22 protein-coding genes are annotated in these 18,057 nt (G+C 39.7%); 8 read left to right on the top strand and 14 right to left on the bottom strand.

Annotated features, from left to right (window positions below):
* Positions 1 to 87: 87 nt before the first annotated feature.
* On the top strand, positions 88 to 381 hold the full coding sequence (locus ACFINM_RS00690; RefSeq protein WP_375639632.1) for a hypothetical protein: 294 nt from the start codon (positions 88 to 90) through the stop codon (positions 379 to 381).
* Positions 378 to 815 carry a lysozyme gene (locus ACFINM_RS00685; protein WP_375639627.1) on the top strand — a complete coding sequence of 146 codons (438 nt, stop codon included), beginning with the start codon at positions 378 to 380 and terminating at the stop codon, positions 813 to 815. The genes ACFINM_RS00690 and ACFINM_RS00685 overlap by 4 nt, the downstream gene beginning before the upstream one ends.
* On the opposite strand, the gene ACFINM_RS00680 is transcribed toward ACFINM_RS00685, so the two are convergent.
* The 6 genes from ACFINM_RS00680 to ACFINM_RS00655 all read right to left on the bottom strand — a co-directional run bounded on the left by ACFINM_RS00680 (position 812) and on the right by ACFINM_RS00655 (position 7,050).
* Complete coding sequence (locus ACFINM_RS00680; protein WP_375639623.1) at positions 812 to 2,185, bottom strand: DNA methyltransferase; 1,374 nt, start codon at positions 2,183 to 2,185, stop codon at positions 812 to 814. The genes ACFINM_RS00685 and ACFINM_RS00680 overlap by 4 nt on opposite strands.
* Positions 2,169 to 4,076 carry a DNA methyltransferase gene (locus ACFINM_RS00675; protein WP_375639619.1) on the bottom strand — a complete coding sequence of 636 codons (1,908 nt, stop codon included), beginning with the start codon at positions 4,074 to 4,076 and terminating at the stop codon, positions 2,169 to 2,171. The genes ACFINM_RS00680 and ACFINM_RS00675 overlap by 17 nt, the downstream gene beginning before the upstream one ends.
* Positions 4,064 to 6,013, bottom strand: coding sequence for a helicase-related protein (locus ACFINM_RS00670; RefSeq protein ID WP_375639614.1), 1,950 nt, complete (start codon positions 6,011 to 6,013; stop codon positions 4,064 to 4,066). Before ACFINM_RS00670 ends, ACFINM_RS00675 begins: the two co-directional genes overlap by 13 nt.
* A 188-nt stretch (positions 6,014 to 6,201) precedes the next feature.
* On the bottom strand, positions 6,202 to 6,393 hold the full coding sequence (locus ACFINM_RS00665; protein ID WP_375639606.1) for a DEAD/DEAH box helicase family protein: 192 nt from the start codon (positions 6,391 to 6,393) through the stop codon (positions 6,202 to 6,204).
* Between the two features lie 26 nt (positions 6,394 to 6,419).
* Positions 6,420 to 6,845 carry a hypothetical protein gene (locus ACFINM_RS00660; RefSeq protein WP_375639604.1) on the bottom strand — a complete coding sequence of 142 codons (426 nt, stop codon included), beginning with the start codon at positions 6,843 to 6,845 and terminating at the stop codon, positions 6,420 to 6,422.
* A complete protein-coding gene (locus tag ACFINM_RS00655) occupies positions 6,838 to 7,050 on the bottom strand; it encodes a helix-turn-helix domain-containing protein (protein WP_375612860.1) in 213 nt (70 codons plus the stop codon). Before ACFINM_RS00655 ends, ACFINM_RS00660 begins: the two co-directional genes overlap by 8 nt.
* Before the next feature lie 92 nt (positions 7,051 to 7,142).
* Here ACFINM_RS00655 and ACFINM_RS00650 point away from each other — a divergent pair, with 92 nt between their 5' ends.
* The 4 genes from ACFINM_RS00650 to ACFINM_RS00635 are packed head-to-tail and all read left to right on the top strand — an operon-like array spanning position 7,143 to position 9,655.
* Complete coding sequence (locus tag ACFINM_RS00650; RefSeq protein WP_375639599.1) at positions 7,143 to 8,510, top strand: TM0106 family RecB-like putative nuclease; 1,368 nt, start codon at positions 7,143 to 7,145, stop codon at positions 8,508 to 8,510.
* Positions 8,485 to 8,967 (top strand): ribonuclease H-like domain-containing protein, encoded by a 483-nt coding sequence (locus tag ACFINM_RS00645; protein WP_375639595.1) that lies wholly within the window; start codon positions 8,485 to 8,487, stop codon positions 8,965 to 8,967. Before ACFINM_RS00650 ends, ACFINM_RS00645 begins: the two co-directional genes overlap by 26 nt.
* Before the next feature lie 6 nt (positions 8,968 to 8,973).
* Entirely contained in the window at positions 8,974 to 9,531 is a 558-nt protein-coding gene (locus tag ACFINM_RS00640) for an AAA domain-containing protein (RefSeq protein WP_375639590.1), read from the top strand.
* On the top strand, positions 9,503 to 9,655 hold the full coding sequence (locus ACFINM_RS00635) for a hypothetical protein (protein WP_375639586.1): 153 nt from the start codon (positions 9,503 to 9,505) through the stop codon (positions 9,653 to 9,655). Before ACFINM_RS00640 ends, ACFINM_RS00635 begins: the two co-directional genes overlap by 29 nt.
* A gap of 150 nt (positions 9,656 to 9,805) precedes the next feature.
* Here ACFINM_RS00635 and ACFINM_RS00630 read toward each other — a convergent pair whose 3' ends face one another.
* Positions 9,806 to 10,027, bottom strand: coding sequence for a hypothetical protein (locus tag ACFINM_RS00630; protein WP_375639584.1), 222 nt, complete (start codon positions 10,025 to 10,027; stop codon positions 9,806 to 9,808).
* Between ACFINM_RS00630 and ACFINM_RS00625 the strand changes: the two genes are divergently transcribed.
* Positions 10,026 to 10,511, top strand: coding sequence for an AAA domain-containing protein (locus tag ACFINM_RS00625; protein WP_375639582.1), 486 nt, complete (start codon positions 10,026 to 10,028; stop codon positions 10,509 to 10,511). The genes ACFINM_RS00630 and ACFINM_RS00625 overlap by 2 nt on opposite strands.
* The gene (locus tag ACFINM_RS00620) at positions 10,504 to 10,827 is read left to right on the top strand and encodes an HNH endonuclease (protein ID WP_375612865.1); all 324 of its coding nucleotides are present in this window, start codon (positions 10,504 to 10,506) and stop codon (positions 10,825 to 10,827) included. Before ACFINM_RS00625 ends, ACFINM_RS00620 begins: the two co-directional genes overlap by 8 nt.
* Positions 10,828 to 11,350: 523 nt before the next feature.
* Here the strand turns inward: ACFINM_RS00620 and ACFINM_RS00615 are convergent.
* From ACFINM_RS00615 to ACFINM_RS00585, 7 genes are all read right to left on the bottom strand, one after another.
* Positions 11,351 to 12,571, bottom strand: a complete 1,221-nt coding sequence (locus ACFINM_RS00615) for an MFS transporter (RefSeq protein WP_375639578.1) — start codon at positions 12,569 to 12,571, stop codon at positions 11,351 to 11,353.
* A gap of 365 nt (positions 12,572 to 12,936) precedes the next feature.
* Complete coding sequence (locus tag ACFINM_RS00610; protein WP_375611449.1) at positions 12,937 to 13,107, bottom strand: hypothetical protein; 171 nt, start codon at positions 13,105 to 13,107, stop codon at positions 12,937 to 12,939.
* A gap of 1,479 nt (positions 13,108 to 14,586) precedes the next feature.
* Positions 14,587 to 14,757, bottom strand: coding sequence for a hypothetical protein (locus ACFINM_RS00605; RefSeq protein ID WP_375640004.1), 171 nt, complete (start codon positions 14,755 to 14,757; stop codon positions 14,587 to 14,589).
* Positions 14,758 to 14,770: 13 nt separating this feature from the next.
* Positions 14,771 to 14,911: a hypothetical protein gene (locus tag ACFINM_RS00600; protein ID WP_375632724.1), complete on the bottom strand. Its 141-nt coding sequence runs from the start codon at positions 14,909 to 14,911 to the stop codon at positions 14,771 to 14,773.
* Positions 14,904 to 15,449, bottom strand: coding sequence for a YqcI/YcgG family protein (locus tag ACFINM_RS00595; RefSeq protein ID WP_375639569.1), 546 nt, complete (start codon positions 15,447 to 15,449; stop codon positions 14,904 to 14,906). Before ACFINM_RS00595 ends, ACFINM_RS00600 begins: the two co-directional genes overlap by 8 nt.
* Positions 15,450 to 15,641: 192 nt before the next feature.
* On the bottom strand, positions 15,642 to 16,847 hold the full coding sequence (locus ACFINM_RS00590) for an ATP-grasp domain-containing protein (protein ID WP_375629281.1): 1,206 nt from the start codon (positions 16,845 to 16,847) through the stop codon (positions 15,642 to 15,644).
* Positions 16,844 to 18,034, bottom strand: coding sequence for a hypothetical protein (locus ACFINM_RS00585; RefSeq protein WP_375639999.1), 1,191 nt, complete (start codon positions 18,032 to 18,034; stop codon positions 16,844 to 16,846). The genes ACFINM_RS00590 and ACFINM_RS00585 overlap by 4 nt, the downstream gene beginning before the upstream one ends.
* Between the last annotated feature and the right edge of the window lie 23 nt (positions 18,035 to 18,057).

Here is an 18,057-nt window from a genome sequence, read left to right as displayed (position 1 = left end):
AAAACAAGATCTTATTCACTTGATAAGCGCCCGGAATGAAGCGTTACTGTAAGTGTAAAAAGTAATTGAAAACAGGGAGATAACACCATGAGCAAACTATTTTACAAGGCCGTGATTGAAGATGTTCAAAATGAGAAGTGTACCGATGCAGAGCTCGAAGCACTGCTCGATGCTTTTGAATACACGGTCAAGAAAATGGCCACCACACTGGCCCGTAAAGCTTGGTACGCACTGGAAGATTACGCCACGGCCAAGCAATACGGCATTGACCGCTTTACGCTGATGATTGAGCGCAAAGAAGTCCTCGGGCAAGAGCAATGGCATGGCGTTTTTGAATATGGGAGCAAGAACCTTAAAGTTATAGGAACACTGGAAAAATGAGACATATCACACAAAACGAATTGGACCTGATCAAACGGTTCGAGGGCTTCTCTCGAACCGTTTATTTTTGCCCAGCTGGCTATCCCACAATCGGTTATGGCCATGTTGTGAAAAACGACGAGGACTTTTCGGCAGGCATTGATGAAACACAGGCTGAAGAACTCTTGCGCCAAGATGCCACGATCGCAGAGCGTGCCGTCCTGCACCTAATCAATGTGCCGCTGACAGATGGCCAATTCGATGCGCTAGTGTTATTCACCTACAATCTTGGCGGCGGAGCACTCCAGCGTTCAACACTGCGCCGTAAAATCAATCGTGAGGAATACGCCGAAGTACCAGAACAGTTCATGCGCTGGGTTTGGGCGGGCAGACGTAAGCTCAAAGGGCTAGTTCGGCGTAGGTATGCCGAATGCTTGCTTTATCAAATACACTAGAGTGGTTTTTCTAGTACAATTATTGTTTCTCTAAGCAGCTCTTTGAGTCTTGGGTTCATTTTCAGCTGCTGGCCAGATGTGCTAGCTCCTCGGCAAACAATCATTTCCCTTACTTTGAAACCTGTATCTTCTGCTATCTTAGCTAGGAGTGTATCTGTGGGTATGGGTATTCCTACATAAGCACTTTGGTCGACAACGATGTGCATAAATCCGCCTTTTAATAAAACATCGTAGCAGTTTTCAATAATTGTTCGCATATCATAAAAATATGATCGAAGCATACCCAGCACGAGACGTGTACGACTGTCACGCTTGCCAGTCATTTTCTCTTTTTCAGGAATCTTTTTTTCGATTTCAACACACAGCGTATCAACTAAATCAATATCAGTTGTTTTTTCAGCAGACTTTTTAATTCTATAGTTTCGTACAAGCCTTTCCCTGTATTTGCCAAGTTTGCTTAGTAGAGAATATTCTCCAAAAACAATTTCCAGCTTATATGATTCAAAATAATCGAATGAATTTGCATAGGGCGGAGAAAATATAATAGAGCCAGCGTGATCGCCAGATATAGCACTTAAACTCAACTTTCTTGCATCAAATTCTACGCCACGTGCTAAACTGTCCTCATTGTGTGGGTTCTCTTCATAATCAATCAGTATTAGTTGCAGCTGGTCCAAGAAACGCTTTTTAACGTCACCTACAGGTGAAGGTCTTGTTGCCAGCCCGTTACCATCACGTTTTCGATTAGAACAGTCCTCCAAAATTGCTAATAAACAAAAATTCAAAATGTTGAATATGCGTTTATTTGATTCTTCGTGAATGCGACGCTTTATTTTAACAAGTTCAGTAAAGTTGCCTTGATCAAAATATTTACTAATTTGATCCTCATATTCGTTGTATTCATATTTTTCATGGTCAGTACATTTATTCCAATTATTTATTATCTTATGAAGTTTCTGCAGTTCACCTGTAGATAAAGCGTAAGATTTGACTTCTGTAGATAATATTGCGAAAGGATTAACGTCTAGGCCGACAGATGAAATGCCTAGCTCTGACGCTGCTACAGAGGTTGAACCTGAGCCGCACATGGGATCAAGAACAATACTGCCAGAAACGTTTGGGTATCTGGATAAAATTTCTTTAACAAGATCTCCTGCATAACCTTCGCGGTATCTAACCCACCTGTGGTATGGCTGTAATTTTGAAACAGAAGTGTTAACTAGTTTTTTAAAGAAAGATTCTTCATTTGAAACATTATATTTTTCTTCTAGATCTTCTAAAGATTTACAGAGTTCTGTAGACGAAAATGTATCTTCCAAATCCGACCATATCAAACGTGGTTGATTTTCTGATTTAGCAAGCTGCAACATCCGCTAAGCCCTCCGTTTCTTGATTAGTTCTTAGATCTATCCGCGCATAGGCTTTTTCTAGCGACATCGAATTAAATTCGTTTTCGATATCCTCAATATTTGCTCCATCTTTAATCTGACGTATTAGGCAAAGGGCCGAGTTAGCATAAAGCTCAACTAAAAATTCCCCGAATGACACACTGCAGTCTTTTTCTTGAAGCTTTAACATCGTATCATTGAGACATTCATTGAAACTGCCATTATAGTCTTTCTCATTAGGCAGACTTTTCTTGCTGAATGTATAAATAAAATCACCCTGTGGAGTTCCATCGTGACGGAGGTGCGCCGTATCTCGATAAGCATGAATGGCTTCTTGGTAAAAAATCCCTTCCGGTTCAATATGAAATCCTGCATCCAAGGTTGCTTTGATAACGGCATACCATGCTCTAATATCTTTATTGTTAAAGGTGTAAACCAAGCAACCGTCTGATTTTAATACTCTGTTACATTTTTGAAAAACGCCGAGTAAAAGTTCATAGTAATCGGAAAAATCTTTCTGGTAGGTTTTATCTTTTGTTTTTCTGTGAACAACGGCTTCAGAGGCAAGCTTATGCTCTGGAAATGGAAACTTAGTTCTGCCTTCTAACCAGACCTGCCAAAAAGCACACAATTCACCATATTGGACATTACTTCCATATGGTGGATCAGTTATAATCATGTCGACAGAACCATCTGGGATATCGACCTGTTTTGAATCCACGCATTGCACCATGAAGTCGGCAGAGCCCTTTTCAAGGTCTGAGAAGTTCAGAGTATTTTTCTTTGAATTAAATCTAGAATCTCGATCTTTTAGGCCAGACTTGATCGCCTTTAATCTATTGTCAAAATATTCAAATGGATTGGCTTCAATAAATTGATTTGGTATCCAAAACGCATGCTTTGCCCACGCAACAGGTCTTCCATCCATCCAAGATGAAGTTGAGAAGTTCATGTTGTTGGTGTACCTGATTAATGAACTCAATATAAATATTAAAAAATCATACTCGGGATCACTCATATCTTTTTGAATTTTAAGCTTCTTGGCCATTTCAAAAAAGCTCGCCGAAATCAAAAGGTTTCTTGGGGTGAAAAAATCCGTAAATTTCACAAAGCCTTTTCTATGAAGACAGTCTTCCTGTTGTCGGTCCCATTCAGCCGGAATTTCAAAATCAGGAAAATGAAGTCCTAAACTAGTTTTTAATTTCTCTAGGTTTTCCCTATATTGTTTATGTTTCTCAATATCGTCTCTAGACGGTTCCTTTGCATCATGTGCTCCGCATTTCTTGCATCGATATCTTAAGCTAATTATTTCACTGGAAATTCTGGGAGCGTCTGCTGCTTTAATATTTGAGCTGCAATGGTCGCAGACATATATGCCATTCTTTGGTTTTCCAGCATCGTTAAGCGCTTTATTGTCATTACGAAAGGACGTGTTTTTGCTACAATGTGGACACTTTATTAAATATGCATGCTCTATCCAACGAACATGTGCCTTGTCGTTTTTGCAGTTTCCGCATTTTGTTGTAAAAGAATCTTCAAAATGACCTTTAACCATTTTCTTAAGGTCAAGTGCATAAGAAAGAATTTTAGCGGCATCAACGTCACAAATTTGGCAATACTGGATGAAAGAGGCTACCGGATTAACATCGGTCGAAACAATTTTTCGATTAAGAGTTAACCCTTCAATTAAGGTGACGCCCCCTCCACCAAATGGATCAAAAATTATTTGACCTTCCTTCGTATAAAAGTCGATGAGTTCACGAAATACATTGTGAGGTCTTCTCGCGAAATATTTATGCATTTTATAAATCGGAGTGTGACCAAGTGACTTTAAATGTTTGCTAAAATATTTTTTTTGATTTATTTCACCCATAGCGTATCTCCATAATCTTTATGTATGTGTTTTTCTGACTCCGCAAGGAGTGACGCTAGGAACGCTTCTTTTTCCTTTATTATCAAGAAGATATTTTTATTTGAGGTAAAGCACTCATCAAAGATTTCTAGGTGCCGCATAAGGTACCGATACTGGTTTCCAGCTGTAGTACGATCTGTCCATACATTATTGTACGAAAAATCCTTTTCATATCTTGAATTTAAGTCTTTAAGTATCTCATTTTTATTTGCTTCGTTTGTAAGCAAAATATTAGGGTATGCAGCTTCTATTTCCTTGGCAACCGATATTGCAAGTTCTAAATCAGGCTTTCCATCATTGAATTGAATTGAAAATAAGCTATACAAAAACTGGATGTAGTTCAGGCTCTTTATTTCAAGCATGAAGCTAATCGCCTCCCTATATGGAAAGAGAATACCGTCTTTATGTTCTTCCCTGTACAAAAGAAACTGGTTTTTAAGAGCGTCTAAAAAGCTTATATGGCCTTGCTTGTACAAAAGGCCTAGTTTACTTAATTGGTATTTGTTTCTCTCTACTTCATGAAGGAAGCCAACCCTTTTACAGTGAGATACATTGTTATTGTTTATTCTGATCTCTTTTGACGTGTATATTGCATCAGGGTTATCAGTGATAATTTCAAATGTAGGAGCTATTAAGCTTTCTTCTAATTTTATTGGTGTATAGTCACAAAGTGTCTTAAAAATACGTGTGAAGTCGCCTTTTCTTTCATTTTTTCCAAGTTTACTACCGACACCTATGCTACCCGTTGGGTTTTTGTTTACGTTTGCAATTCGTAGCAAAAGCGCATCTTCAAAGTCCGAAGTGTTCAATTCCGTTGGCAGATTTATAACTACTTTTCCCGGAACAGAACTACTACCTTTTATTCGACCTTTTGCAGCAGACAAATTGATTGAATCGATCCATTCTGCAAGAGCTTCATCTTGATCTCGCATAGCTTGAATGAGATTAAATAAAGCTTCAAATCCAGCTCCAGAAAGTACATCTTCACCTTCTTGATCGAGTAACACAGGAACGATTATATACGAAAGCCTGCCTGTTTCTCCAAATTTCTGTCTTACAGCACGACCGACAGCCTGCACAATGTCAATCATTGAACCTTTAGGGTCAGCAAAGAAGACAGCATCAATTAGAGGAATATCTATTCCTTCAGTCAAGCAACGAACATTTGTGATCACGCCCAGTTCTGAGTCTTCAAAATTTTGTATTATTTCAGCACGATCTTGAGCAGTCATGGCTCCGTTGATGTGTGCAATAGCAGTCTTTTTATCATAAAAAGAGCTCTCAGCAGACAAGCGATTTGCAAAATCACGAGATTCAGAAATCTTGGAGTGAAATGATATAACCTTTGTTAATCCAAGATCTTGTATGGATTTCTTTAGCAAAGCTATTTTATAAATATTTTGAACAGTTTCTGTATGACTATTATCATCAGTCACATAAACATTGTTTTTTATAAGTTGATTATATTCAGAACTGCTAATTCCCGTAAATACAATGCGATAATCTGAGATAATATTTTTCTCTATTGCTTCACCAAACGTAAGCCGGTGAAAAACATCACCATAGATACTTTTATTATTCATAGAAAAAACAGAGAGATTATGTTCTTCGAGTTTTGAACTTAGTTTTGGTCTAACGAGGCGCTCTGTGGCGGTAAGAAAAAGTTTTTTCTTTGTTTTTATGGCAGCATCGTCAAGAGCAATATTAAACTGAGAGTTTGAAACTCCCGCAGTTCTGTGCGCTTCGTCATAAAAAGCGATATCGAATGAAAAGCTATTTTCATTCTCGGATAGCGCATTCTTTATTACTTCCGCAGAGTGATATGTACTAAAAATAAACTTCTTTTTATTAGAAGGCTGGGCAATAAAATTACGTACAGCTTCTGCTGAGGTAGTCACAGGTAATCAATATCGCCTATATCAATGTTATTGCTATCAACTTCTGCATCAACTGTTTGATCACTGCAAACGCACAAATACTAAAATGGCGATGAAGACTCAGCGGACCACTCCTCCAGTGCTTGCCTAACAAGTTGCAGGCTTGGGGCAAAAAATATTACGTTGTCAGCTTGAAGATGCTCAAGGGTTCACAGTGCGATGAGAGTCTTTCCTATTCCACAAGCCGCAATGAGCTTTCCTCGATCACTTGATGAAAATCCAGAAATAATGTCTTGAAGTATCTCAGATTGATATGGTCGAGGACTCTTCTTATCTCTTTCAATTTGAATATTTTGAGAAATGGCAGACTGATATAAAGAAGAAAAGAAGTCTTCGTCCAAAGAGGTAAATCGGTCAACTAATGCACTTAGATGCCCGGTTTTTTATGAGCTACATTCGGCAGAATGTGAGTGTTAGAAATAATAAACCTGTAATCAGCGTACTCTGCTTCAGCCCAAAATGTTGAAAGTTCGCGTGATGTAAGTGCTGCTCGCCCAGACCGGAACTTGGCTTGCCAAGCGATATAATCTCCTGCGTTGTTGATAAAAACTCCATCTACGCCATAGTCTGTTTTCTCCAGACGAAGCTTATCAACAACATGCTTTGGAAACGGACGGTTATCAACAATTGGGCAATATATCTCTTTAATCTGATGTAAGTCAGATAAGAACTTCAAATAAAAATAACAGAAATATTCAAACGCATCGCCTTTAGCTTTGTTGTCACCAATAGCCTCAAGCGTTCTCTCAAGAGAATTCCAATCGCTGTATTTTGTCTTAAAAATATCAATCATCTTTGTTGGTTCTTTTTTCTTTTGATTGTTCGTTAACGCCTTCTTCTATCCACTTTTCGAGCTGCTCTCGTTTGAAACGCCAAGCTCCACCAACTTTGAACGCGGGTATCTTCCTGTCTGAAAGGAGTTTATAGACGTGCCGTTCTGTTACTTTTAAGTAACGGGCCACTTCCTCAACTGTCAGAATATCGTGCTCGTCAGACATGCCTTCTTACTTATAATTTGGTCATTAAGATGTAAAATATTCTAAAATATTCATAAGCACAAGGGCAATGATAAAAAATGGCAGGGATGTAAGTGCAGCAATACGGTAACGATCAGATTCTCTACTCACCATCGGACTTGGTCACCTTTTTGGGGTGTCACCATGCGAGCTTCCTTGATGTGAAGGCGCTGAGCGAGAGCATAGATAAGGCCGAAGCCAGCACTACAGCTCAGCTACTGCAGCAAAAAGGCTTGGAACATGAGGCGGTGTATCTCCAGCAGCTTAAAGACGAAGGTAAATCCGTCGTTGAAATCCCTAAAGATTGCAATCTGCAAGATTGTGCCCAGCTAACACTGGAGGCCATGCAGTCCGGTGCGGATGTCATTTATCAGGTCGTTTTCTTTGTGCCGCCTTGGCGGGGTGAAGCTGACTTTCTGATTAAGTGCGATACGTCATCAGACTTAGGCGATTTCAGCTATGAGATGCTGGATACCAAACTGGCGCGAACGGCTGAGCCCAAGCATATCATGCAGCTTTGCGTCTATTCTGAGCTGCTGACTGACCTGCAAGGATTGCGCCCGGCTGATATGCATCTGTTTCTGGGCGACCATGAAAAACACAGCTTCCGCGTGGCTGACTTTTTCTATTACTACACCCGCGCCAAAGGCCGCTTTGAAAGCTATCTGCAAAACCCGCCTGCGGACTCATATCCTGAGCCTTGTGGCCATTGCAATTTCTGCCCGTGGCGTGATGGCTGCAAAGCGCAGTGGGAGCAAGATGACCATTTAAGCCTTGTAGCCAACATTCAGCGCTCACAGATGGATAAGCTACGGAAGGCTGGTATCCGCACCGTTGCAGAGCTTGCCGCCACTGCACCTGACACCAAAATCCCTGATTTGAGCCGTGATGTATTTTTACGCCTGCGCTCCCAAGCTGTCCTGCAACACCACAAAGCCACCACTGGGGAGAATAAATGCCAGATCATTCCGTTTCCTCCAGGCAAGGGCTTTACCCGTATGCCAGTGCCGGATAATGGTGACCTGTTCTTTGATATGAAAGGCGATCCGCTTTACCCGAATGGCTTGGAGTATTTGTTTGGGGTGTATTATTTCAAAGATGGCAAGGAGCTGTTCCTTCCGTTCTGGGCGCATGACCATGAAGAAGAAAAAGAGACCTTTAAGCGCTTCATGGGCTTTATGGCTGATCATCTTGCTAAACACCCACATGCCCATATCTATCATTACAACCACTATGAAACCACAGCCCTGATACGATTGGCCTGCCGTTATGCGGTCTGCGAAGAGCAGCTGGATAATCTGCTTCGCAACCAGAAATTCATTGATATGTATCTGGTGGTGCGTGAAAGCATCCGCACCTCTGAACCCGGCTATTCCATTAAAAACATGGAAACCTTCTATATGGACAAGCGTGCCAATGCTGTGGCGACCCGCCGCCGATAGCATCATCGTCTACAACGAATGGCGTGAAACAGGTGCTGATGAATTGCTGCAAGAGATTCCTGATTATAACGAGGTGGATTGCGTTTCCACGCATTTGCTGCGTGATTGGCTGCTGACACTTAAGCCGGAAGATGCGCCGTGGTTTAAGGGCCTTCCGGAATATGCCGAGGAAGAAAAGCTACAGCGCAAGGACTGGGAAATCGAATATGAGGATTACCAAACCCGCTTTGGTGTGATCGAGAATAACCCACCGCCGATCAATGAGCGGCTATCGCATCTGCGGGAGTTTCATAATCGGGAAGCCAAGCCGCAATGGTGGAGCAGCTTTGAACGGCAGAACAAATTTGAAGATGAGCTGGTTGACGATACGGAGTGCCTTGGTGGCCTGCGGCAAGTTGGCAGCCCCGAGCCTGAAAAGCGTTCCCTGATATACAGCGATCGCTTTCCTTCACAGTAATACAAGTTGAAGGTCGGCGCTCAGGCCGTTGATATTGCTGTCATGGAAAATGCAGGCACGATTGTTGAAATCGATGAAGATGCCTGCATTGTCAAAATCAAGCGCGGGGTCAGCAAAGAACCATTGCCGGAAAGCCTATCAATTGGCCCACCGGGACCGATTGACAGCAAGATCATCCGCTCCGCTATTTACCGCTATGCCGACCATGTGCTGGAAGCGTCAGAAGGCACTCATGCCGCGACAGAACTACTGGCGCGAAATGTACCACGCATTCAGGGCAAGCAGTCGGGCGAAGCGGTTATCACCTCTGATGATCTGCAAGGCGATGCGCTGGAAGCCATTGCGGCATTAGATAACAGCTATCTCTTTATCCAAGGTCCACCGGGCGCAGGTAAGACTTATACCAGTAGCCATATCATTGTGGACCTGATCAAACGCGGCAAGAAAATCGGCGTTACCTCCAACTCGCACAAGGCCATTCACAACTTGCTGGAAAAAGTGGAAAGCGTTGCTGCTGAAAAAGGCCGGAACTTCCATGGCATCAAAAAAAACCAGCAGCGGTAATGATGAAACCGTCTTTGATGGGCAATTCATCCGCTCAGAAACCAAGATCGAGAATATGAGCCTTGGCACTGATCTGTTTGCGGATACCGCATGGACATTTGCCAGCCCGCACTTTGATGGTTAGCTGGATTACCTGTTTATTGATGAGGCCGGACAAGTTGCTACCGCCAATGTGGTGGCGATGGCCACGGCGACCAAGAATATCATTCTGGTAGGAGATCAAATGCAGCTTGGTCAGCCTATCCAAGGCACTCATCCGGGCGAGGCTGGATTGTCAGTGCTGGAATTCTTGTTGGGCAATTATTCCACTATTCCGGCTGAGCGCGGCATCTTCCTTGGTCAGACACGCCGTATGCGTCCAAGCATCTGCTAGTTTATTTCTGATGCCTTTTATGATGGTCGCCTGACTGCTCATAAAAGCACTGCTGAGCGCGGCCTGAATCTGCAAGGCGTTGATCTGCCCAATGCAGGGATTGTCATGATCCCGGCAGAGCATGAAGGCTGCTCACAAAAAAGCGTTGAGGAAGGCGAGATCATCAAAACCAAATATGATGCTTTGCTTGGCCAAGAGTTTACCGACCGTAATGGCATCCGCCCGATCCACCGAGGACGATATTCTTGTGGTCACGCCATATAATGTGCAGGTCAATTATCTGCGCTCCATCCTGCCGGACAATGCTAAGATCGGCACCGTTGATAAGTTCCAAGGCCAAGAAGCGCCGATCGTGCTGATTTCTATGGTGACATCCAGCGCCGAAGATCTGCCGCGCAACATTGAGTTTCTCTACAGCAAGAACCGTTTGAATGTTGCCGTGTCACGCGTACAGTGTTTGGCGGTCGTGATCGCTAATCCAAAATTGCTGGAAATCCCATGCGACTCTGTAGAGCAGATGAAACTGGTCAACACATTCTGCTGGCTGGATGAGTATGCAGCCTCTGGAGATACGCAACAAATTCCGAGGAGAAGTAACCTTGGCTAATAACTGGAACATTCCTGATTGGTTGGAAAAAGAAGTGCGGGATCGTGATAAGATTTGCGTCTATTGCAGGTCAGAATTTACGCCAGTAAACGTTTCTAGAAAAACGGCGGCAAGTTGGGAGCATATCATTAATGACGCATCCATAATCACACGGGAAAATATAGCGCTCTGTTGTTGTGGATGTAATTCAAGCAAGGGACAAAAGCCTTTGCTTGAATGGCTTAATTCTAAATATTGCTCTGACAGAAATATATCTAAAGATTCTGTTGCTCCGATTATTAAGACAGCAATAGCTACAGCACGTTGCGGTGAATAACTGGCTTAATCACCGTATATTTTGCGGCGATTATCCGTTTCCAATGAAGGCAAGGCAGGATTCGAACCCTCGGTATAGTACCGTAGTAATCTGCATTAAAGGGTTCATGCTACCCAGTATTTGAAATGCAAACCCTCAGTACCGTAGCAACAAAAACCTTGATTTTGTTATCTTTCAGGACGACTATTGTTGCAACTCAATGGTAGGTGTAGAGGATTCGAACTCAAAGGGGGGCAATACCCCGCCATTAATTTAAAACGATCTCTTCAAATATCATTAAAGGATTTTTGCCATTATCACTAACTTCTGGTAGAGCTTTTAGAATTAATGGTGATCATAGTGCTATTTGCAATTTCGTTGATTAACGGGCTAAATGCGTTTTATCCACATGAGAGGTAACGAATACCTCAGCTTTTCTCACGCAATGTGTTTATTTAAAATTAATGTCATGAATATTTGTACAAAATTTTTATCTATACGATAATCAAAAAAAGGCTGACGTAATATAATAATTGAACATCATTCATGCGGCGCTTTCTTTTATCTCTAAGCTTTGTATGTAAATAGATAGTCCGTGCAAAATAAATAAAGGGGCGCAAAAGCCTATAAATACACACAGGACGTATAATATAGAAAATGAAAAAAATTTTCCTGCATATAAAAGCACAATAGAGAATAAAGCTGTTATGATGCGTACACTGGCATCGCCTGCCAAAATCACCTCGGCTAAATTTTCACTAGGTGTGATAGCTTGTCCAATTGTTATGCCCGATACCCTAAAATAAAATTGCCCAATACCTAATAAAAATCCCATAATATAAAGGGAATATTGAGTAAAATTTAAATATAAAACAAAAGAGATTGCGATCACGGCAAAAGCCGGTGCCCCCCATACAAAAAAACGAATTAAAGATGGAAATTTCCGTAAATAATAAGATGAGATAAGACCATTGATCACAAAACCCAGTGCTGACAAAGCAAAAATAGAATTTTGAATAGCTGTAAATTTTATATTATCTGATGTTATAGAAGCAAGAACAAGTGGCAATAAAACAATAGGCCCCGTATAGAGAGAATTATTCAAAATACGATTAATCGTTAAAAAACGCAACGCAGAAATCCGCCAAAGGCACCTGAACCCAACTCCATAAGCTTTTTGAGATGGCTTTTTTAATAGCTCTTTTGCTCTGTTTAGTTGTTGTATAGACTTTATACAAAACCATAAGCTGGCATTCAAAAGATAGATAAATACAATAAAGGCTATGGCTATTTTGTGCCCCAAATGCGCAATTATAAAATATATAAGCAACGGGGATATAATAACAAAAAACTGACAGCAACTAGTATAAAATGCAAAAATTCCAGCTTTTTGTTTGGGAGCTGGAACCAGCTGATTCAAGGCACTATTGTTATTTGGATTATCAGCCCCCATCAAGAGAAAAAGTAAAAAAAATACAAATAAAATAAGCACCGGATTGTTCATAAATAATAAGAAAGACAATAAACAAGCGCAAATAATTTGACTATAAAACCCAATTATAAAGCCTTGATAGTACGCCAACACATTTCCCAAACATAAGCCAGCAATTCCAATTGCGATTAAATTAACGACATTTAAAGTAGCAGACGCTTCTCCCGTTGTATCTTGGAATTGTAACAAAGAAAGGCCAATAGATAATACACCACTAGCACAAAAACTCGTCAAACAACCAATCACAATCATAAGAAAAACAGAATTACGCACTAGCCCCCTCCCTCTTAAACAGAGACTCAAGCCATTTTATGATTTTCTCCATTGTCGAATATGGTTCGGTACTAAATTCCAGTTTTTCATAAAAGTTTAGTTCAAATGCGTTATAGGCACTTATTTTTTGAAAGTCATCTGTCAGCATGAATTCTATACTTGGCAACGTTGTACCCATAGATTGAGACAAATAATAGGAAATTACTTTCCAATACATATAGGTACGCTCTCTTGCCAAATAATTTTCCAAGGCATATTTCAAGTGACAACCACTTAAAATATATTTCGGACAATGGTGCAACGGATAATAAATACAAATAGCACCGGCTTCATGTCCCGGACAAGAAGAAATATTAATATTTTTATCATTTCATAATATTATAAAAACGCTCAGTGAGCAGATCTTCCAAATTTAGTCTAGTCACAACAAGATTGGTTGCTAATTTTTGAGAAACATGAGACCAAGCCAATCTTACTACTAAAGTTCCAATAACCTTTAAGTCAGATTCTGGATAAGCTTTTTTTAAATTTTCCACCCATATGTCTCTGTGACATATAATAATTGGCTCATCTCGTCTGAATGAACAAGATGTAATTCTAAACCAATATTATCACAAAGTTTTGAGCTCTTGAATTCTCCGTATCCTAATCTGGTATTCTTAAATCATCATAGGAACTAAGAATTTTTAAGTATTCCAACTTTTATTAAACTTTGTAACAATCTATTAGAATCTCCCCTTCACTGACTTCGACAATTATTTTCTCACCACTATAAGAACAAAAAATTATCTTTGAATTTGCTTACTTTTAGAAAGAAAAATGAGCAATACTTTTCCTTAACTAAAAGAAACACGCTCTATACCTTTTTCTTTATGATTATCAAAAAACTATCCCGTTACAATTAACCATCAATTATTAGAATAATATTTTGCGTTTAGCCTAATAAACTGTTATAATCAATGTTTTTCTCTGTTCTAAAAATCAGTGCTTTTCATTCTAGAGATACTCGTAATTGCTGTAAAATCTTTCCCAAATAACACGATCATCCTGAGAAGTTTTATACATACACATTACATTATACGGAATGCTATGTATTTTTTAACTTACTCAACTAACAAACATCTTTTAATGGACAAAATAAATCACGAAATTTCTGTGCTGTCACAATTCGAAAAACAATCATATATCTCCTTCCAATGATAGACGATGTCATTAGAAGAAAGCTTTAATGATATTGGTAGAATAAATTAACCAGAAAAAATTGCAGCGCTGATGGAATAAATTCTATTTTATACCTTGTAATTCTATCTAAATTTTAATCATTTTTGTTAAAGGTTCTTATGCAATTTTTTCTACATTCAGCATCATTTTACCACTTGTTGGCAACAAAAGATTAATAGCTAAATTCACCTATGTCATAATAGTTCTTTTTTGGGTAAAATAGGACATCTTCAATTTCGATATATAAATATTTTAATTCTTTAATATATTCTCTTCACATGCTTTAGATTAACAACACAACAAAACCCAAAATAAAAATATTTATTTTACTTAAGTTATTGAATATTATTTAAAAATTATGGAAATAAAGTGATGCAAGAGTTAAAAATTATTTAAAAATTCAAATCCATCTACATTTTAGAGCCATCACGCATGGTAATAGCAGTTTTCATTAGGTATACTAAATATGCTTGATAACTTTTCTGCTTCATGCTTGTAGGGAATTTCAGATAGAGATAATACCAGAATCCATTCGTGAATGCTCGACAATAAAGCTGTAAACAAAATTATTTCCTTTTTGTTTAATCCGTTAAGCTTGATCCATTTTTTTTCCTAAAGAATAACGTTCTATTTTGTACTGTAAAATGCGGTTTCTGAAAAGTTTCCACGTTGGTTTGGGTAGAGGACGTAAACTTCATAGCCTTATTTTCCGCAGAATCTATGGGCGCATTATGGGAGGCAGGAGTAAAAGAATAAAATCCTGTATGAGAAAGAATCCATTAAAGAGCGTGCGGTTACCCATCTCTAATATCTCCAATAGTGAGATTTTCTGTAGCAATTGCATATATGCATCCTACATATGCCGCAATTGATTTGTGCCTTGTATTGGCAGGTAGATGTATAATATCTCCTGGTGTACAGGTTATATGTTTTTCGCTATAGAAAAAATCTGGCTCACCCTCTATAATTAAGAGAGTTTCATCGACCTGGTGAATATGCCAATCGTGTATTTTTTTTTGGAAAATCTCTTTGTATCTCTATTGATCCTTGCTCTGGAAGCATCATTTTGAATATATCATAGATATTTTTATTTAATTTAATTTTAGAAAATTTAGTCATTATCGTGCTCCATTATATGATATGGGCAAGGTGGGGATTCAATATTATTACCTTGCAGGAAGTATTGCGTCCATTCTCTATTTTGGGGTTCGCCATATTTTCCTAAAAAAGGAGATTTTGTGATAATATCAAAAGGTTCAAGTCTTTTTGTTACAGCGGAGAATGCATTTTTTGCTTTTTGTTCTGTATCGAGCAGATCAGAAAAAACCCACCTAGGCTGGAAAGTTAACATAAATGTAGAACTTCTCCTACTTATTCTGTTTATATGAGACGGGATATTGCAAACTATAAACATAGGTTCGCCATGAAAGCAGAACTCCCATAGACGATTGTACATATTTTTTGGTATATGCTTAGGCCATTCTTGGTCATCAAGAGTTCGCAAATCTTTAAGTATAGACCAGAATTTTTCTCTATAAACTTCGATACTTTGTACGGGGGCAGGCTTCTCGAATGCAACAAAAGATGTGTTCTTTCCAAAACTTTTATAGTTATCGCAATAAGTTATCAGGTCTTCCATCATATTTTTTGCGGTCAACTTATTGTAGAACCCAAATCTAAGCATATTTTTTGAGTATCCATTTACACCGAATAGGCAGAAAAGGCCTAATTGTGTTATTCATGGTTGCATTGAATTCTTTAAAAATGACTTGCTTCCATTTTTAATATTTGTCTATATTTTCAATTGACTGCGCTTCTGAATCCATGTTTTCCTCCCAATTGCTGTATTTTATAAGAAATTGCTACGAATGATCCTCTCCAAAGCTGATAATTCATCATCACTGTGTCCCCAAATTGCTATAATAGCTGGGCAGGTATTTAAATCGATGGTTAGGGGGAGGGGCTCATTTTCTTTAAAAAAGAGCATAAAATGAACCACATTTTCCCAAGAATGAAGCTTTTGCCGCCATACATTAACATCTTTTATAATATGACCGTCGATCTCGTTGATAAGGAAGATAATACGCCCTTTTTTCTTAAAGCGACTTGGTGTTTGCGAAAACACGCCTGCAATAAGGTTAACGGAGCTTTCAAGTAAATCATCTTCATAGCAATGTGCGAACAAGGTGGGTGCAATTCCTCCGTGGAGTCGGGCTCCTACTTCAATCATCACTGGACCACGAGCTGTTTGCATGATTTCCATATGCGCAGGTCCATATTCAATTCCCAGCACGCGAATGCATTGTTTTGCATAAGAGATAAGAGGGGCATAAGAGGGATCTTGAGAATCAAGTACATCAAGCGTTTCATAAACAAAAGTACTTCCATTATGAATACCTTTTTTATATCGTGACAAACTACATATTTTTATAGCCTCTCCCTTTACAACGGCATCGACGATGTATTCCTCTCCCTCCAATCTTTCTTGGAGCAAATAAGCCTCGTTAGGTGCGTCAAAAATATTTTTTTTCTTCCAGTCGATTTCAGAGGTCCACGTTACTACTTCCTCAAGATTAGAGAAAAATAAAACACCATCACTCCCTGCAGAATCATTTGGCTTTACCACATAGCCGCTGTGGCTTTCAAAACCATCGAAAGTACAATCGTTTTTTGTAAGAATCTTTGATCGGATGTAAGATAAACCATTTTCACAAAGGCGTTTTTGCATCGCTGCTTTTTTCCGTCGCCAATCGGTAGTCAAGGGGTTATTCCCAAGACAACCATAATAAGCCGCCAATTTCTCTGCACAATAGATACCTCTTTCGGCACCCGCTATTACAGCCTCTATCGTGCCGATAGGAAAGCGTTTCTTTATCTCATCGACACTATGAAGCTTCGCTTCTGCCATGCCTTTTCCCTGATAAGAAAGCATATAGTGTGAAAAAGGAGCTGCTTGAGAGACAACACCATAACAAGCATAGCCTAATTTTTGCAAAGCAGGGCCATAGAGGGCACCCGTGGAGAAAGGGTCGACAATAAGAATAGGTTTTCTCATACTTTGTTCCGCTGCGATAAAAGGAAAAGAACATAAATAAAGATTATCAACCCTATAAGGGGCAGAAGATAAACAGCTGCTTGAGGACCCATAAGGGCAGAGCTTGTAAGAAGACCAAGAATGACATAACCTGCCGATTGGGAGAGAGTATAAAGCATGCCGCTATAGCTTCCCACCAGCTCTGCTTGAGCCTCTGTTTTGGTCGCTTCAATCGTATGTTTGCGGGCATTAATTCGCATGGTATTCATTGAAAAGCCAATAAAAAAGCAAAAGACCACAGCCAAATAGGGCGATTGTGTGGTGCTAAAAATAAGATCAGCCATGCTCAACATAAGGGCTGGGAGAATAAATTCAAAACGAGGGATTTTGATAAAAGCAGCCAAAAAAGCGCCCACGCCTGCAACCGCACTGCAAAGCCCATAATATTCAGAGCCAAAATTTTTCACACTCTGAAAAAGAATAGTTGCCAGCGTATTATAAGCGCAAATATGAAAGCCAATAAGTCCTATGCAGACGCATAAAAGTTTAAGCTCATGGGAGAGCTCATCCACTTGCGGTGTAGGTGCTGGCTTCTTACCAGTTGCAAGTGCTGTGGTATCTGTAGCGTTGTATTCATCGCAAAAGATAATATATCCGGCTATAAGGCTTATAATGATGTCAAACACACAAAGTGTCACAATCAAACCATTATAACCGATTTCAGCTGCTGCCCCTCGAGGGCTGGTCGCTTCTAAGAGATAACCACTCAGTGCTGCTCCCAAAAATGCGCCAATTTGCACCACTGTTTGCATAATGCGGGAAGCCTTTTGGGCGCTAATATAACCACTAAGTGCTAGTTTAGTATTATAAGTCTCGAGTGTGCTTAAGGTAATCAAAGAGAGATAGCCGATAGAGATAGAGACAGCAATAAAACCAAAGGGGGAATCAGCGTAATGGAAAAGAGCAATCAATAAAAGAAGGCTATAGATAATGATTCGCCTTTTGTATAAATCGACCAACCGCAGTGAGGCTTTAATGCGCACAAGACTGCTTTTTTTCAAAAGATAGGGCATAAGGGTGCCCAAAGCCATGGTTACGCCTAGAAAAACCGATGAGGATGTTATGCGATAAGCATTCCAAAGATTACTTAAAAATAAAACCATATCAGAAAGATACAGCAGGACAACAAGCCCATAAAACCGAAACATCAGTTGTTTGTGCACATTATCCC

Source organism: Bartonella sp. AA168HLJHH (assembly GCF_042197365.1).
GTDB lineage: Bacteria > Pseudomonadota > Alphaproteobacteria > Rhizobiales > Rhizobiaceae > Bartonella.
Note: the sequence above shows the minus strand (reverse complement) of the source record. Positions and strands in the feature narration are given on the sequence as shown.

Bases quoted from the DNA above. Each gene is read 5' to 3' on its own strand.
- ACFINM_RS00690 (WP_375639632.1), top strand. From the start codon at position 88: ATGAGCAAACTATTTTACAAGGCCGTGATTGAAGATGTTCAAAATGAG.
- ACFINM_RS00685 (WP_375639627.1), top strand. From the start codon at position 378: ATGAGACATATCACACAAAACGAATTGGACCTGATCAAACGGTTCGAG.
- ACFINM_RS00680 (WP_375639623.1), bottom strand. From the start codon at position 2,185: ATGTTGCAGCTTGCTAAATCAGAAAATCAACCACGTTTGATATGGTCG.
- ACFINM_RS00675 (WP_375639619.1), bottom strand. From the start codon at position 4,076: ATGGGTGAAATAAATCAAAAAAAATATTTTAGCAAACATTTAAAGTCA.
- ACFINM_RS00660 (WP_375639604.1), bottom strand. From the start codon at position 6,845: ATGATTGATATTTTTAAGACAAAATACAGCGATTGGAATTCTCTTGAG.
- ACFINM_RS00655 (WP_375612860.1), bottom strand. From the start codon at position 7,050: ATGTCTGACGAGCACGATATTCTGACAGTTGAGGAAGTGGCCCGTTAC.
- ACFINM_RS00645 (WP_375639595.1), top strand. From the start codon at position 8,485: ATGCTGTGGCGACCCGCCGCCGATAGCATCATCGTCTACAACGAATGG.
- ACFINM_RS00635 (WP_375639586.1), top strand. From the start codon at position 9,503: ATGGCATCAAAAAAAACCAGCAGCGGTAATGATGAAACCGTCTTTGAT.
- ACFINM_RS00625 (WP_375639582.1), top strand. From the start codon at position 10,026: ATGAAGGCTGCTCACAAAAAAGCGTTGAGGAAGGCGAGATCATCAAAA.
- ACFINM_RS00630 (WP_375639584.1), bottom strand. From the start codon at position 10,027: ATGCTCTGCCGGGATCATGACAATCCCTGCATTGGGCAGATCAACGCC.
- ACFINM_RS00600 (WP_375632724.1), bottom strand. From the start codon at position 14,911: ATGACTAAATTTTCTAAAATTAAATTAAATAAAAATATCTATGATATA.
- ACFINM_RS00590 (WP_375629281.1), bottom strand. From the start codon at position 16,847: ATGAGAAAACCTATTCTTATTGTCGACCCTTTCTCCACGGGTGCCCTC.
- ACFINM_RS00585 (WP_375639999.1), bottom strand. From the start codon at position 18,034: ATGTTTCGGTTTTATGGGCTTGTTGTCCTGCTGTATCTTTCTGATATG.